Origin of the sequence: Ruegeria sp. Ofav3-42 (genome assembly GCF_022347725.1) — a bacterium.
GTDB lineage: Bacteria > Pseudomonadota > Alphaproteobacteria > Rhodobacterales > Rhodobacteraceae > Ruegeria.
Map to the genome: position 1 here is coordinate 156640 of NZ_JAKRGB010000001.1, position 15188 is coordinate 171827.

12 protein-coding genes and 1 tRNA gene are annotated in these 15188 nt (G+C 57.3%); 9 read left to right on the forward strand and 4 right to left on the reverse strand.

What is annotated here, in order from left to right; genetic code table 11:
• The first annotated feature begins 58 nt into the window (after positions 1–58).
• The 4 genes from pdxH (at position 59) to MHN28_RS00780 (ending at position 1908) form a co-directional block, all read left to right on the forward strand.
• Positions 59–664, forward strand: a complete 606-nt coding sequence (gene pdxH / locus MHN28_RS00765) for a pyridoxamine 5'-phosphate oxidase (RefSeq protein ID WP_239334994.1) — start codon at positions 59–61, stop codon at positions 662–664.
• 142 nt (positions 665–806) lie between these two features.
• Entirely contained in the window at positions 807–1313 is a 507-nt protein-coding gene (locus MHN28_RS00770) for a cold-shock protein (protein ID WP_174823325.1), read from the forward strand.
• 7 nt (positions 1314–1320) lie between these two features.
• Complete coding sequence (locus MHN28_RS00775; RefSeq protein WP_239334996.1) at positions 1321–1788, forward strand: DUF192 domain-containing protein; 468 nt, start codon at positions 1321–1323, stop codon at positions 1786–1788.
• A 43-nt stretch (positions 1789–1831) separates the two neighbouring features.
• Positions 1832–1908, forward strand: a tRNA-Pro gene (locus MHN28_RS00780).
• A 10-nt stretch (positions 1909–1918) separates the two neighbouring features.
• On the opposite strand, the gene MHN28_RS00785 is transcribed toward MHN28_RS00780, so the two are convergent.
• Positions 1919–2353 (reverse strand): hypothetical protein, encoded by a 435-nt coding sequence (locus tag MHN28_RS00785; RefSeq protein WP_239334998.1) that lies wholly within the window; start codon positions 2351–2353, stop codon positions 1919–1921.
• 522 nt (positions 2354–2875) lie between these two features.
• On the opposite strand from MHN28_RS00785, the gene MHN28_RS00790 reads away from it, so the two are divergent.
• Positions 2876–6496 carry a vitamin B12-dependent ribonucleotide reductase gene (locus tag MHN28_RS00790; RefSeq protein ID WP_239335000.1) on the forward strand — a complete coding sequence of 1207 codons (3621 nt, stop codon included), beginning with the start codon at positions 2876–2878 and terminating at the stop codon, positions 6494–6496.
• A gap of 906 nt (positions 6497–7402) precedes the next feature.
• Entirely contained in the window at positions 7403–7648 is a 246-nt protein-coding gene (locus tag MHN28_RS00795) for a hypothetical protein (protein WP_239335002.1), read from the forward strand.
• Positions 7649–7702: 54 nt separating this feature from the next.
• Here MHN28_RS00795 and MHN28_RS00800 read toward each other — a convergent pair whose 3' ends face one another.
• Entirely contained in the window at positions 7703–9247 is a 1545-nt protein-coding gene (locus MHN28_RS00800) for a trimethylamine methyltransferase family protein (protein ID WP_239335004.1), read from the reverse strand.
• Between the two features lie 420 nt (positions 9248–9667).
• Between MHN28_RS00800 and MHN28_RS00805 the strand changes: the two genes are divergently transcribed.
• Positions 9668–10186, forward strand: coding sequence for an outer membrane protein (locus tag MHN28_RS00805; RefSeq protein WP_239335013.1), 519 nt, complete (start codon positions 9668–9670; stop codon positions 10184–10186).
• Between the two features lie 6 nt (positions 10187–10192).
• Here MHN28_RS00805 and MHN28_RS00810 read toward each other — a convergent pair whose 3' ends face one another.
• Together MHN28_RS00810 and MHN28_RS00815 are read right to left on the reverse strand one after the other, a co-directional pair.
• Positions 10193–11380: a pyridoxal phosphate-dependent aminotransferase gene (locus MHN28_RS00810; protein WP_239335015.1), complete on the reverse strand. Its 1188-nt coding sequence runs from the start codon at positions 11378–11380 to the stop codon at positions 10193–10195.
• A 58-nt stretch (positions 11381–11438) separates the two neighbouring features.
• A complete protein-coding gene (locus MHN28_RS00815) occupies positions 11439–11783 on the reverse strand; it encodes an MmcQ/YjbR family DNA-binding protein (protein ID WP_239335017.1) in 345 nt (114 codons plus the stop codon).
• A 215-nt stretch (positions 11784–11998) separates the two neighbouring features.
• Here MHN28_RS00815 and cysS point away from each other — a divergent pair, with 215 nt between their 5' ends.
• Both cysS and cimA read left to right on the forward strand, forming a co-directional pair.
• A complete protein-coding gene (gene cysS, locus MHN28_RS00820) occupies positions 11999–13441 on the forward strand; it encodes a cysteine--tRNA ligase (RefSeq protein ID WP_239335019.1) in 1443 nt (480 codons plus the stop codon).
• A gap of 111 nt (positions 13442–13552) precedes the next feature.
• The gene (cimA, locus tag MHN28_RS00825; protein WP_239335021.1) at positions 13553–15187 is read left to right on the forward strand and encodes a citramalate synthase; all 1635 of its coding nucleotides are present in this window, start codon (positions 13553–13555) and stop codon (positions 15185–15187) included.
• The last annotated feature ends 1 nt before the right edge of the window (position 15188 follow it).

Consider the following 15188-nt stretch of genomic DNA (forward strand, 5'->3'; position numbering starts at 1 on the left):
CTTGCCCGTGGCGGGTTCTCGCCCTAGGGTGGGCCACAATAGTTTCCAGGGGATGGGAATGAGCGAACGTGACGGCATTTTCGCCGGCGCCGATCCGTTTGTGATAGCGGAGCGGTGGCTGGCCGAGGCCAAAGAAAAAGAACCGAACGATCCAAACGCGATTGCGCTGGCAACCGTGGACCCGGACGGTATGCCGAACGTGCGTATGGTTCTGTTGAAAGAGATCGAACCGGCGGCTTTTGTCTTTTACACCAATTACGAAAGCGCCAAGGCGGCCGAGCTGGACAGTGCGGGCAAAGCCGCTTTTGTGATGCATTGGAAATCTCTGCGGCGACAAATCCGAGTTCGTGGTACAATCACCAAAGAAAGCGGACCGCAGGCGGATGAGTATTATGCGTCCCGTTCGATGAAAAGCCGATTGGGGGCATGGGCATCTAAGCAATCCCAGCCTCTTAGCAGTCGGTCCGCTCTGATGGCCGAGGTGGCCAAGGTGACGGCCAAACTTGGGCCAAATCCACCACGTCCGCCGTTTTGGGGTGGTTACAGGCTGGTGCCAACCGAGATCGAATTTTGGGCCGATGGGGCGTTTCGGTTGCACGACAGGTTTAGGTGGCAGCGGGATCAAGAGGGTTCCGACTGGCAAATACAAAGGTTGAATCCATGACGTTCGCGTATCGTGAAATGCAAGAGGCTGATACAAAGGGATTTTTTCAGCTTGAATTTGCGGGCCATTCCCATACACATCGGACCCTTAACGAAATGACAATTTTCGCGATGGGAACGCCGTGCCAGAAGATCTGAACAACATGTACCGCGTCCGTGGACACGTGAAATGGTTCGACCCTGCAAAGGGTTACGGATTTGTTGTGTCTGACGAGGGCGGTCCGGATATTTTGTTGCACGTCAACGTATTGCGCAACTTCGGTCAGAGTTCGGTTGCGGATGGTGCTGGTATCGAGATTATGACTCACCGCACCGACCGTGGCGTTCAGGCGGTCGAAGTCATCAGTGTTGACCCTCCTGCGCGCACCGACACGATGATGCTGGCTGACTTTGCCGAGCTTGATCCGGTCGAGATCGCCGCAGCCCCTCTGGAGGCTGCGCGCGTCAAATGGTTCGACAAGGGCAAAGGCTTTGGTTTCGCCAATGTTTTTGGCCGGGGCGAAGACGTTTTTCTGCATATCGAAGTACTGCGCCGATCAGGGCTTTCGGATCTGCAACCTGGCGAAGCCCTTGCGATGCGAGTCATTGACGGCAAGCGCGGACGTATGGCGGCACAGGTTCTGGCCTGGGAAGCCGCATTGGACGACTGAGTAACTGATGCATAAACTGATTCCGGGTCTTGTCGCGTTTTTGGTGCTTTGGTCCGGAATGGCTGAGGCCGCGTGTCGGTCGGATCAAATCGACATCAGGAACGCCTCGGCGCAAATACGTTTCAATATCGAGGTGGCCGTTACGCCGCAGGAAAGATCGCGCGGCCTGATGTTCCGTGAGAATCTTCCGAACCGTTCCGGCATGTTATTTGTTTTTGATCCGCCGCAGCGGGTAGTGTTCTGGATGAAGAACACGCTGATTCCCCTGGATATCATTTTCCTCGACCGATCAGGAACTGTGACGCGTGTCCATCAGGGGGCGATTCCCGGAGATCTGACGCCAATTGAAGGCGGCGATTCTGTGTTTGCGGTACTCGAAATCAACGCCGGACTGGCGGCGCGCTACTCGATTAAACCCGGAACCGAGATGCGGCACGAAATTTTTTCGCAAGGTCCTGCAATTTGGTCCTGTTAGGGCTTTTCAAATCAGATCGGCATCGTTAGGAAGGCGCACGGTCCGGGGCGTGGCGCAGTCTGGTAGCGCACCTGTTTTGGGTACAGGGGGTCGTAGGTTCGAATCCTGCCGCCCCGACCACTTCTTCCACTTACGTTAGTGAACCACCCATCGCTTGGTAAAGCGCGCCAAGCGCCTTATCGAGTGTTTCGCTTTCCACCGGAACGCGGACCGATGGGCCCGTTCTTTGCGGTATATTGAAGAACAGTTCGGCATCTACGCGGTAGCCCAGGTTGTTCTTGGTCGACGTCAGGCGCATCACGCTTTTTGGCAGGTCCTGAGGGTAACCATCATAGTTGAGAATCAGAAAGGCTGTGGTTTCCGGCGGTAGAAGCTCGGTACATTCAAAAACCCGATTCCCAACGTTTTCAAAACGCTCTCCGGGGCCGTCGCAGCTGATTTCGAACGTATCGAACAGTCTTTCAGGGTAATTCTCGAATTGGGCGCTGCGCGTAGGCGGGGGCACATCATGTGGTGTGCAGGCCACGATCAGGGCCAGAACCGGAAGTATGCGTAACGACAACATCTGTTCTGATTCCTTTTATTGATCGCGCTCTAAGCTTTAGTTGGCGCCTGGCTTCGGAATGGTCGTGCTCTGATTCTCAAACAGCCTAGCCATCTTAGCGTTGGTTTATCAAATGCCGATAACCATGCCGGGAAACACGGTTAATTCGCCTGGGGCTTTTCAAAGATGCGGTGGATGAACCTGTGGAGGAATCGGGCCTTAGCGCCGCGCAGGTGGGTGTCAGATTTCGGTCAACACAAAAGATATCAAAAATGACTTAAAAATGACGTTGACGATCTATGGGTGGATACGTCAAGTTGTATGGGCCGGAAGCGATGCCACAAAATCTGGTAGAAAAGCCAGAGTAGGGCACAGGGCGAGGGTCGGAAAGCACATCATAGTAACGTGCAACCGTTGGGTCGGTTTTGCGCTGTGAAACGCAGCGACCGGTCTATTGCGCCTGAATTATTACGGCAAGGTGATCGGTCCGTGTCTCCGGACCTGACGCTAACGGAAAAGTTGATTGAATCTAGGGCGGCGGACATGAAGATTGACAGGAAATTTACGGAATCGGGGCAGGATGCTTACGCAGATTTGGACTTTGTCTCTGCGACCTCCGAGATTCGAAACCCGGACGGCACAATCGTCTTCCGCCTGGATAACATCGAAGTGCCCGCGCGCTGGAGCCAGGTCGCAAGCGACGTTATTGCCCAGAAGTACTTCCGCAAGGCCGGCGTTCCTTCCAAGCTGAAGAAGGTCAAGGAAAAGGACGTTCCTGAGTTCCTGTGGCGCTCGGTGCCAGCCGAAGGCGCGGAATTTGGCGGTGAGACATCTTCGAAGCAGGTGTTCGACCGCTTGGCAGGCGCATGGGCGTACTGGGGCTGGAAAGGCGGCTACTTCTCGACCGAAGAAGACGCGCGCGCCTATTTTGATGAGATGCGGTATATGTTGGCGACCCAGCGCGCCGCACCGAACAGCCCGCAGTGGTTTAACACCGGCTTGCATTGGGCATACGGAATCGATGGCCCGGCGCAGGGGCACCATTATGTCGACTACAAAACCGGCAAGCTGACCAAATCGAAATCCGCTTACGAACATCCGCAGCCGCATGCGTGCTTCATCCAGTCCGTTGATGATGATCTGGTGAACGAAGGCGGCATCATGGATTTGTGGGTGCGCGAGGCGCGCCTGTTCAAGTATGGCTCGGGTACCGGAACCAACTTCAGCCATCTGCGTGCAGAGGGCGAAGCGCTGTCGGGCGGCGGCAAGTCCTCGGGCCTTATGGGCTTTCTCAAGATCGGCGACCGCGCCGCTGGCGCGATCAAATCAGGCGGGACAACCCGTCGAGCAGCAAAGATGGTAATCGTCGATGCAGATCACCCCGATATCGAGCAATTCATCGAATGGAAGGTGATCGAAGAGCAGAAGGTGGCCTCGATCGTTGCCGGATCGAAGATGCACGAGAAGATGCTGAACGGTATTTTCGAGGCCATCCGCAGCTGGGACGGCGCGCAGGACGACGCGTATGATCCCAACAAAAATGACAGCCTGAAGAAAGCGGTTCGCGAAGCCAAAAAGGTTGCGATCCCAGAGACTTATATCAAGCGTGTGCTGGACTACGCCAAACAGGGCCACGACAGCATCGAATTCCCGACCTACGACACGGACTGGGATTCGGAAGCGTACAGCTCGGTCTCGGGCCAGAATTCGAACAACTCGATCCGAGTTACCAACGCGTTCCTGACGGCGGTTGAGAAAGACGCGGATTGGGAACTGATCAACCGGACTGATGGCAAGGTTGCTCGCACGGTTAAGGCGCGCGATCTTTGGGAAAAGGTCGGTCACGCCGCGTGGGCTTGTGCTGACCCGGGTATTCAATTCCACGACACGGTCAACGAATGGCACACGTGCCCTGAAGACGGTGAGATTCGCGGCTCGAACCCGTGCTCGGAATATATGTTCCTCGATGACACGGCCTGTAACCTGGCGTCGATGAACCTGCTGACCTTCCTCAAGGATGGTGAGTTCCAGGCGGCGGACTACATGCACGCTTCGCGCCTTTGGACCCTGACGCTGGAAATTTCGGTCACTATGGCGCAGTTCCCGTCCAAGGAAATCGCGCAACTGTCCTACGATTTCCGTACGTTGGGTCTGGGCTATGCGAACATCGGCGGTCTGCTGATGAACATGGGCTACAGCTATGACTCGGATGAAGGTCGGGCGATATGTGGTGCTCTCACCGCGATTATGACCGGTGTGGCCTATGCAACCTCGGCTGAGATCGCTGGAGAGCTTGGCCCGTTCAAGGGCTACAAGCGCAACGCAGACCACATGTTGCGCGTCATCCGCAACCACCGCCGCGCGTCGCAGGGTGTGACCGAGGGCTATGAGAAGCTGGCCGTGAAGCCGGTGCCTCTGGATCACGGCAACTGCCCGGACAAGCGTCTGATCGATCTGGCCATGTCGGCTTGGGATGAAGCGCTGAGCCTCGGCGAAAAGAACGGCTACCGCAACGCGCAGGCCACCGTGATCGCGCCGACCGGCACCATCGGTCTGGTGATGGATTGCGACACCACCGGGATCGAGCCTGACTTTGCGCTGGTCAAATTCAAGAAGCTGGCCGGTGGCGGTTACTTCAAGATCATCAACCGCTCGGTGCCTTCGGCGCTCGAAAAGCTGGGGTATTCTTCGTCTCAGATCGAAGAGATCGTAGGCTATGCCGTCGGTCACGGCACCATCGGAAACGCTCCGGGGATCAACCACACCTCGCTGACCGGCCACGGCTTTGGCCCCAATGAACTGGCCAAGGTGGATGCCGCGCTGGAAAGCGCCTTCGACATCCGCTTCGTCTTCAACCAGTGGACATTGGGCGAGGATTTCTGCACCGGTGTTCTGGGTATCCCGGCGACCAAGCTGAATGACCCGACCTTCGACCTGCTGCGCCATCTGGGCTTTACCAAGGCAGATATTGACGCGGCGAACGACCACGTCTGCGGGACGATGACGCTGGAAGGTGCGCCGCACCTGAAGGAAGAGCACTATTCGATCTTCGACTGTGCCAACCCGTGCGGTAAAAAAGGCAAGCGTTTCCTTGGGGTTGATAGCCACATCACCATGATGGCCGCAGCGCAAAGCTTTATCTCGGGCGCGATCTCGAAGACGATCAACATGCCGAATGACGCGACCATCGAGGACTGCCAGAAGGCCTACGAACTGTCGTGGTCGCTGGGTGTGAAGGCGAACGCGCTGTACCGCGATGGCTCGAAACTGTCGCAGCCTCTGGCGGCGGCGCTGGTCGAGGATGACGATGAGGCGGCGGAAGTGCTGGAAAGCGGTTCTACGCAGGAAAAAGCCGTCGTTCTGGCCGAGAAGGTGATCGAGAAGGTTGTGGTCAAGGAAATGATCCGCAGCCATCGCGAGAAACTGCCGCATCGCCGCAAGGGTTACACCCAGAAAGCGATTGTTGGTGGCCACAAGGTCTATCTGCGGACCGGTGAGTTCGAAGACGGCAAGCTGGGCGAGATCTTCATCGACATGCACAAGGAAGGTGCTGGCTTCCGGGCGATGATGAACAACTTTGCCATCGCGGTGTCGGTCGGCCTGCAATACGGCGTACCGCTGGAAGAGTTCGTGGATGCCTTCACCTTCACCAAGTTCGAACCAGCGGGGATGGTGCAGGGCAATGACTCGATCAAGAACGCAACGTCGATCCTGGATTACATCTTCCGCGAACTGGCCGTGTCCTATCTGGATCGAACCGATCTGGCTCATGTGAAACCCGAAGGCGCGACCTTCGACGATCTGGGCCGGGGCGAAGAAGATGGTCTGTCCAACGTGTCCGAGATCAGCGATAGTGCGGCGTCCAAGTCCTTGGAAGTGCTGAAACAAATCAGCTCGACCGGTTATCTGCGCAAACGTCTGCCTCAAGATCTGGTGGTGTTTAACGGCGGTCAGGCCGAGGCGAACGGCATGGCGGAAGCCGCGGCAACATTCGAAGCCCCAGTAGCAGAGACCGCAGTGGCGACCGGGATGGACGCGCGGACCAAAGCCAAGATGCAGGGCTATGAGGGAGATCCCTGCGGAGAATGCGGAAACTACACGCTGGTTCGGAACGGTACCTGCATGAAATGCAACACCTGCGGCGCGACCAGCGGATGTAGCTAAGAAATGAGGGGTTGGGGCGCGAAAGTACCAGTTTCGCGCCCCGGCTTTCCCCCGCTTCACCAGTGCGGGCGAGGGATAAACCGACTCGGTTCAATTGACCGATAGAAAGGAGAAAACACGTTCGAGTTCGGCGATCAATGACGCGCTGCCAACCCACAGGAAATACATGAGTTGTCCTCAAGTAGCCTGTGGATAAGGAGGGACGAACTATGTCTCGTCGAAAGAATTCGGAAGTTACTAGTGCCAAAGCTGCATCTGCCGCAGCTAAGGTTCTCAGGAATCCGAAGTCATCGAAAGCTGCCAAGACGGCAGCAGCGTCGGCGCTAACTCAGCGTCCGAACAAGAAGAAGTAATTCTTCTGAAATAGCACCGTGGCAACCCAGGGTGCAGGGATCAGGACTTCCCCTCGGATGTCCGATCCCGACGAACACGGAGCAAGGCGCCAAGACTTACCAAGGATGCCTTGTTCCACTCGGTCGACATGCCCGTGTCGGTCGGGAACAGGGTGGGGCGGAATATTTGCTCCCTCCCACTCTTTCACGGGGCGGGTGCGCTCGTCCCATGCGCAGTCCAGGCCGCAGGCAAAAAAACACCGGGCGGTCAACGAAATGAGCCTGGGAGGCGAAACTGACAGGGGGCTTCGGCCCCCTTTCTTTTTGGGCTGCCGACTCGCTGATTTAGGCAGGGCTTTGCCGGATAGGACAAGGCGCGTCGGGCAAGATTCGCCGAAACGCGTCTGGTGCATTTCTTCCAGCGGTTGATTGCGGACGCGACTCAGACAAACACGCGGAGAATGGCGCGAATTTGGTCGCCTTGACCGCTTGGGGTGACGGCGCACGGCCAATGGGTGTTTCTGGTGCCTGTCCGGACGCAAAACACACACAAATCTAATCAGGAGGCATCACAATGAAACCGCAAAACCTCGCACTCATTTCCGCAATCGCAATTGGTCTGCCGGCATTGGCTTCGGCGCAAGCATCAGCAGATACAAATGGAGACGGAGTTCTGACCATCGAAGAGGTTCAGGCCGTTCTGCCTGAGGTCGACGCTGACGGTTTCTCGGCGATGGACGCCAATGGCGACGGTTCGCTGGACGCAGACGAAATTGCCATCGCACAGGAAGCTGGATTGCTACCGCCCAGCAACGGCTGATCCTGCGAAGGCATCGGCGGCCCGAACCCCATCGGGCCGCCTTATTTCAATTAGTTACGACGGTAAGTGAATGTTGAATCTGCCGCGAAGCTCGGCATCCAGAAGCGGATCGAACCGGGCGGCAGACGGGCTGGACAGGATTTCTTCCTTCCGCTTGATCGCCTTTTCGATCAGGCCCGGTTTGCCCAATTCCACCCATTCCTTAGGTGAAGACCGGTCGCCAAAGGTCGGATAGACATAGTCCGCCTGCATGCGGCTGAGCGTGGCATCCGTCCCAAGATAGTGGCCCGGACCGCCCATGCAGACCTCGGCAATCTGATCCAGCGCCAATGTCTCATCCGTGACCTCGATCCCGCGCACGCAGCGCTGCGCCTGACCGATCAGATCGTCGCTGAGGATGAGGCTTTCAAAGCAGAAACCCAGCAATGAGGCGTGCATACCCGCAGCCTCATACACCATGTTCAGGCCGGAAAGCCCAGCCATGACGTTCGAGCACATCTGCTCCCATCCTGCTTGCATGTCCGGCAGTTTCGCGTCCGACGCGCCTGCAGCGGCACCACCGGGTAAGTCGTAGAAATGGTGCATCTGGGCGCATCCAGCGGTCAGCAAAGCCTGCTCGCCTGACCCGATGGACATGGCGCCGGTGCGCAGATCCAGACCGAAGGGCCAGGTGCCAAAAACTGCAGGCGCACCGGGCTTTACGGCGTTTACATAAACCAGACCGGCCAGGCACTCGGCTGTGGCTTGCGTGATCGCACCAGCGACGGTTGAAGGTGCGGTTGCACCGGCCATGCCAGCGGACAGCAGCAGGACTGGCATACCGGCCTTGATGCACTCTTCCATCACTTCGCAGCTTTCCGTTGCGAATTTCATGGGTGGCACGACAAAGCAGTTTGAGTTGGACATGAACGGCCGTTCGCGCCACTTGTCCTCGCCACCGGCAATCACGTGGAGCATTTCGATGGCCGGTGCGACATGGCTCGGTTCGGTAAACGATGTGCCGATGTGTTTGAACGTGCCGGATGTCGTAGCGTAGACGGTGTTCAGGTCCATCTCGAGGTTGTCCGCGATGTCGCGGCATACCATTGGACGTTGAACAAAGTGAATGTTGTCAAGTTGTTCGCAGATCCGAGAGGCGTCGTGCAGGTCCTGAACGGTTGAATCACGGTATTCCTGCCCGTGAACGTCGACCATGCTGACGGCTGCGCCAGCGGTCCCATAGTGTACCCGGTTACCCGACAGCTCCAGATCGGTTTTGCCGTCCCGGCTGTGCAAAGTGACCGAGCGATTGGCCTTGACGATGGTGTCTTCGACCAATGCGCGTGGGAATCGGATGCGGCCGTCATCACCCAGAATGCACCCGGCGCCGACAAGGTAGTCGATCCCGCTTTGGGGGGCGTCGGCCAGGCCGATGGTCTCCAACGCGGTCAGCGCAGCTTCGTGGATTTTTTCGACTTGTGCCTGTGTCAGCACTTTCAGAGTTCCGCCCTCCATTCCAGGGCGAATGGGGCGCAGATGTTCCGGCAGTGCGGATGCACGGGCTGCACGGCGCGCGGCGCGTCCGCCGCTGCGTGATGAGTTACGGGTTTGTTCGTTCATAGTTCCAGAGTCCGGTCGATAAAGTACGTTCAGGGTGAGTGTACTCAGACCGCTTCCGGCCGCCCCCGCGCGGCACGCCCGCGATCCGCACCAATGGTACGGCTGATCAGGCGAATTTTCCAAATGTCACTTTGCATGCGGGTCCTCAACTGGTGAGGCGCAGTGTTTCAAGGCAGGGGACAACAATCTGTCCTGTTTGCGACCTGAGGGGCTAAAAGCGAAGTGTTGTGCTTTGTTAGCACCACGTTCTTGTCGTTAGGTAAAGTTTTTTTCCGAAGTTGGAAAAATCTGTTATGCTTCTACTACTTATTTAAGATCGGTTTGTGATCTCAACTTATTGTTAAAGATTGCCGACCAAGTTTGATGTGACGGTTCCCAGTTACGACCTAGGCTTTGTTGCAAGGTTATTTGGAGAGGTTGATGAAAGCCCTGACGGCCCTCATTCTCGCTTGGACGGCGATCGGCGCTGCACCTGCTCTGGCCGAGGATTGGACCGGTGCATATGCGGGTTTCAGCTTTGGCTATGTGGATGCAGATGGCCCCGGCGGGTCCAGCGGAAACGAGACGGTCTTCGGGCCCCACGTCGGCTATGATTATGACTTCGGCAACTTTGTTTTGGGCGGCGAGCTTGAGTACAACCGGCTTTCTCTGGATTTGGGGCAGGGTGAAGGTAGCCTGGACAGTATGACCCGCCTGAAACTGCGGGGCGGTTATGATTTTGGCTCTGCCATGGGCTATGTTGTCGTCGGCGCAGCCCGCTTGGACGCGTCGGAAGATAACGATACGGCGGCTGTCTATGGCATCGGCCTTGCCTATCCGATCGGAGACAGCTTTGTAATCAGCGGCGAAGCCCTGCGTCAGAACTTTGACGATGTAACCCGAACCGAGGGCGGAGTTGATACCAATGTATTCAACCTACGGACGACTTTCCGGTTCTGATTCTCTCTATTCCGCCGCGTGGCTTTCCGCCAATCCGGTTGCGAAATCGCAGATCGTCTTGAGGGCTGCGGCGAAGCGGTCGTCTTCAATGGTCATTGCAACCCGGACATGTCCGGCAGCCGCTTGACCAAAGCTTTCACCCGGCATGACGGCAATCGCATGTGTGTCCAGCAAAGTGTTGGCAAAGCCCTCACCGCTCATCCCGGTGGAGCGGATGTCCAGCATCAGATACATCGCACCCTGCGCAGGGACCAGACCGATGGTGTTTTGTGAGGCCAGAATGTCAACGGCCAGCGCACGGCGACGGCGGAACGGAGCCGCGATTTCTTCTTCAAAGTCAGAACCCGCATTGAGCGCAAAGCTGGCCGCGTCCTGAATGAACCCGGGCACCCCATAGGTCGTATGCGTGGCGAGGTTGATCAGATGAGAGATGACCTCTTCGGGCCCAACTACCCAACCACAGCGCGAACCGGTCATGGCATGTGACTTGGACATGGACCCGACGACCAGCGTACGCTCGGCCATATCGAGCAGGGTGCGCGGGGAAATATGCGTGCCTTCCCAGACTTGTGTGTCGTAAACCTCATCTGAAATCAGCCAGAGATCGCGTTTGCGGCAGACTTCGGCGATTCCCTCAAGGGTCTGCTGGGAATAGACGACTCCGGTTGGGTTGTTGGGTGTATTGATCAAGAGGGAAACCGCGCCGTCGGCGGCCGTGTCGATATCTTCGGCCCGTGGTTGAAAGGCGTCTGCGGCAGATGTCTGTATCGCCTGCGCCGTTGCGCCCGCGCCTCGGATGGTTCCGGGATAGGTGGCATAGTAAGGGTCGAGATACAGACCGATATCCCCGGGATCGCAGACAGCGACATGTGCGGCGAAAAGGGCCGACTGCCCACCCGGTGTAATGAGCACATTATGGCGGGTCGTCTTCACCCCGGTGCGCGCCTGAATGCGCGCAGCCACGGTGTCGCGCAGCAAATCGGTGCCCGGGACCATGGCGTAGCCCGTATTTCCTTGCCGGGCCGAGATATCCATAGCGTTTAAAATCGTTTCGTCTGTGCGGATATCATGCTCACCAATTGTCAGTTCGGTGATCGGATGGCCTTCGCTGATCAGCCGTCGCGCGCGGTAGAAAACATCCCACCCGTCGCTGCCGCCCCCGGTCATATGAGTGATACGCTGCGACAATTTCATGGCACGCTCCGTTCATGTCTTCAGCGCCGACAGGGCCAGAGGCGTTGGGAAAAGTCAATCAGCTTCGCGGGGGAAGCGTGGCCTGCACCTTTTTGGTCAGTGATGACCGGACCAGATCGTAGGATGAGGTCAATCGGTGGCGCAGTTCATCCTCGTCGCAATCGAAGGGCAGCCGAATCCAACTGCGGTGAAAATAGGGGGCTTTTGTGCCAATTCCAGCGTCGATCAGCATCCGCGCCGTTTCAATATCCAGAGTTTTGACGGACACGCCGTCGTTGGCGGTGCCGATACATGCGAACATCTTTTCGCCGACTTTCCAGGCGTCGTGGCCTCCGCCCCACGGGTCGGACACGTCAGCGCCGGGCAATGCACGGCAGATCGAATTGACAAGATCTCGGCTCATATCAACAAGGTGCGCGATCCGACGGTCGAACTCAAGCCTTGGCTCAGCGTCATGTCCGTGTTAGGGGAAGGGTATGAACCGGATGACCTGCATCATTATCTGCTGCATTACCTGCTGATTAATCAAGCGGGCCGGTTTCTTTCGTTTTCATCCCTGAGACAAGTTGCTAAGCCCGCGCCAACGCGACACGCTTTGTTGTTCTTAGGAGCCAACCGATGACACCGATCAAACTGCACAACACCCGGACGCGGACGAAAGAGGAATTCGTTCCGATCGATCCTGAAAATGTGCGGATGTATGTCTGTGGACCAACGGTTTACGATCGCGCCCATCTGGGGAACGCGCGGCCCGTGGTCGTGTTCGATGTGCTGTATCGGTTGCTGCGCCATGTCTATGGTGCGGACCACGTGACCTATGTGCGCAACTTCACCGATGTCGATGACAAGATCAACGCAACTGCGCTGTCGCGGCAGCAAGCTGGTGCCCAAGGGACGCTGGAACAGTTGGTGCAAGAGCGTTCGGACGAGACGATTGGCTGGTATCTGCACGACATGGGGGCCTTGGGCGCGCTGGAGCCGAACGAGATGCCGCGTGCGACTGAGTACATCGCGCAAATGGTTGAGATGATTGAGGATTTGATCGCCAAGGGTCACGCTTATGCGGCCGAGGGGCACGTTCTTTTTGCTGTGGACAGCTGGAAAAACAAATATGGTGCGCTGTCCGGCCGTTCGGGCGATGACATGATCGCCGGGGCTCGGGTCGAGGTTGCACCTTATAAAAAGAACCCGATGGATTTTGTGTTGTGGAAGCCCTCGACCGATGACCTGCCGGGCTGGGACAGCCCCTGGGGCCGCGGTCGTCCGGGCTGGCACATCGAATGCTCGGCCATGAGCTATGAGCTGTTGGGCGCGAGCTTTGATATCCACGGCGGCGGCAACGACCTGATGTTCCCGCACCATGAGAACGAGATCGCGCAGAGCTGCTGCGCCCACCCCGAAGGCGAGTTCGCCCGGTACTGGCTACACAACGAAATGTTGCAGGTCGAAGGCAAGAAGATGTCCAAATCTCTGGGCAACTTCTTCACTGTGCATGACTTGTTGGAACAAGGCGTGCCGGGAGAGGTGATCCGCTTTGTCTTCCTGCAGACGCATTATCGCAAGCCGATGGACTGGACCAAATCGAAGGCCGATCATGCATATCATGTGCTCGACGGTTGGCATCGCTTAACGGTTGATTTGGAGCCGACGCCACTAAGTGATTTCGTACCTGACTCCAGAATAGTGGAAGCTTTATCGAGCGATCTAAACACGCATCTGGCTTTGATGAGGCTTGCGGCTCTGGAGTCTCAGAGCCCTCAAGAGCTTCTGGACAATGCGCGTTGGCTTGGTTTTCTATCGGATGCGACTAAAGAGGCTTGGAAAAGAGACTTTTTACACAATTCGTCAGGAATTGGTGTTTCTGGTCACCCAGACCTAGCAACTTTGGGCGCAGAGTTGGATTCACTTCGAACACGCGCGAAAATCACGAAAGACTTCAGTGAAGTAGATCAACTTAAGGATAAGCTATTCCAAGCAGGCGTTGAGGTTCGCATGAGCAAAGCCGGTGTCGAATTGCTCCCCGGTCCAGACTTTGATCCGTCAAAACTGGAGAATATTTAACATAATGTCCTGCCCGGGTTTGCCCGGGCAGCGCCCGACCGCCCCCATGGGCGGGCGCTTCGCACCCACCCGCGGTCGGGCACTGCCCGGTCAAGCAGATGAGCCAAAACGATGACCAAAGAACGCCTCTATCTCTATGACACCACTCTGCGCGATGGGCAGCAAACGCAGGGCGTCCAGTTCTCGACAGCTGAGAAGGTGCAGATCGCGCAGGCTCTGGACGAGTTGGGTGTTGACTATATCGAAGGTGGCTGGCCCGGGGCAAATCCGACAGACAGCGCGTTCTTTGACGCAGCGCCCAAGACCACGGCCTGTCTGACTGCCTTCGGGATGACCAAGCGGTCAGGCCGGTCGGCCGAAAATGACGATGTGCTGGCGGCGGTGATGAACGCGGGCACTCAGGCGGTGTGTCTGGTGGGCAAATCGCATGATTATCACGTCACCCACGCGCTCGGCATCTCGTTAGAAGAGAATGTCGAGAACGTGCGCGCCTCGGTAGCGCATATCGTGGCGCAGGGGCGCGAGGCTTTGTTCGATGCCGAGCATTTTTTTGACGGCTACAAGGACAATGCCGCATATGCGGTCGAGGTGTGCCAAGCCGCGTTAGATGCCGGTGCGCGCTGGGTCGTGCTGTGTGATACCAATGGCGGGGCCTTGCCAGCAGAAGTGTCGCGGATTGTGTCCGAATTGATCGCCGCAGGGCTTCCGGGGGATCGGCTGGGCATCCACACGCATAACGACACCGAAAACGCGGTGGCTTGTTCGTTGGCTGCTGTTGATGCGGGCGCGCGGCAGGTTCAGGGCACTTTGAACGGGTTAGGAGAACGCTGCGGAAATGCGAATCTGACCGCTTTGATCCCCACATTGCTGCTGAAAGAACCCTATGCGTCAGCGTTCGACGTCGGCGTCAGCGTCGATGCTTTGGCGGGTCTGACCCGCGTCAGCCGGATGCTGGATGAAATACTGAACCGCGTGCCCAGCAAGCAGTCGGCCTATGTCGGTGCTTCGGCCTTTGCGCATAAGGCGGGGCTGCATGCGAGTGCGATCCTGAAAGATCCCTCGACTTATGAACATGTCGATCCGGCGTCCGTCGGGAACACACGGGTCATCCCGATGTCCAACCAGGCGGGGCAGTCGAACCTGCGTAAGCGCCTGACCGAGGCCGGGTTGTCGGTTGAGACCGGCGATCCAGCCCTTGGACGCATTCTTGAACGGATCAAGCTGCGCGAAGCGGATGGTTATTCATACGATACCGCGCAGGCCAGCTTCGAATTGCTGGCGCGGGACGAATTGGGGCAATTGCCTGAGTTCTTTGAGGTAAAGCGCTATAAGGTCACTGTTGAGCGGCGCAAGAACAAGTACAACAAGATGGTCAGCCTGTCCGAGGCGGTTGTTGTTGTTAAGGTCGATGGGGAAAAGAAACTGTCGGTCAGCGAGTCTCTGGATGGCGATGGCAGCGACCGTGGCCCGGTTAACGCGCTGTCCAAGGCGTTGGCCAAGGATCTGGGGCAATATTCGCCCATTCTGGACGACATGCATCTGGTAGATTTCAAGGTGCGTATCACACAAGGCGGCACCGAGGCTGTGACCCGCGTCATAATCGACAGCGAAGACGGGCAAGGGCGGCGGTGGTCCACCGTGGGCGTCAGTGCAAACATAGTCGATGCCTCGTTCGAAGCGCTGCTGGATGCGATCCAGTGGAAACTGGTGCGGGATTGCGGTCCACAGACAGCGGTGGCCGAGTGAG

Excerpts from the sequence above, each read along its gene's own strand:
- cysS (WP_239335019.1), top strand. The coding sequence starts at position 11,999 with ATGACACCGATCAAACTGCACAACACCCGGACGCGGACGAAAGAGGAA.
- pdxH (WP_239334994.1), top strand. The coding sequence starts at position 59 with ATGAGCGAACGTGACGGCATTTTCGCCGGCGCCGATCCGTTTGTGATA.
- MHN28_RS00790 (WP_239335000.1), top strand. The coding sequence starts at position 2,876 with ATGAAGATTGACAGGAAATTTACGGAATCGGGGCAGGATGCTTACGCA.
- MHN28_RS00785 (WP_239334998.1), bottom strand. The coding sequence starts at position 2,353 with ATGTTGTCGTTACGCATACTTCCGGTTCTGGCCCTGATCGTGGCCTGC.
- MHN28_RS00770 (WP_174823325.1), top strand. The coding sequence starts at position 807 with ATGTACCGCGTCCGTGGACACGTGAAATGGTTCGACCCTGCAAAGGGT.
- MHN28_RS00775 (WP_239334996.1), top strand. The coding sequence starts at position 1,321 with ATGCATAAACTGATTCCGGGTCTTGTCGCGTTTTTGGTGCTTTGGTCC.
- MHN28_RS00795 (WP_239335002.1), top strand. The coding sequence starts at position 7,403 with ATGAAACCGCAAAACCTCGCACTCATTTCCGCAATCGCAATTGGTCTG.
- MHN28_RS00815 (WP_239335017.1), bottom strand. The coding sequence starts at position 11,783 with ATGAGCCGAGATCTTGTCAATTCGATCTGCCGTGCATTGCCCGGCGCT.
- MHN28_RS00805 (WP_239335013.1), top strand. The coding sequence starts at position 9,668 with ATGAAAGCCCTGACGGCCCTCATTCTCGCTTGGACGGCGATCGGCGCT.
- cimA (WP_239335021.1), top strand. The coding sequence starts at position 13,553 with ATGACCAAAGAACGCCTCTATCTCTATGACACCACTCTGCGCGATGGG.
- MHN28_RS00800 (WP_239335004.1), bottom strand. The coding sequence starts at position 9,247 with ATGAACGAACAAACCCGTAACTCATCACGCAGCGGCGGACGCGCCGCG.
- MHN28_RS00810 (WP_239335015.1), bottom strand. The coding sequence starts at position 11,380 with ATGAAATTGTCGCAGCGTATCACTCATATGACCGGGGGCGGCAGCGAC.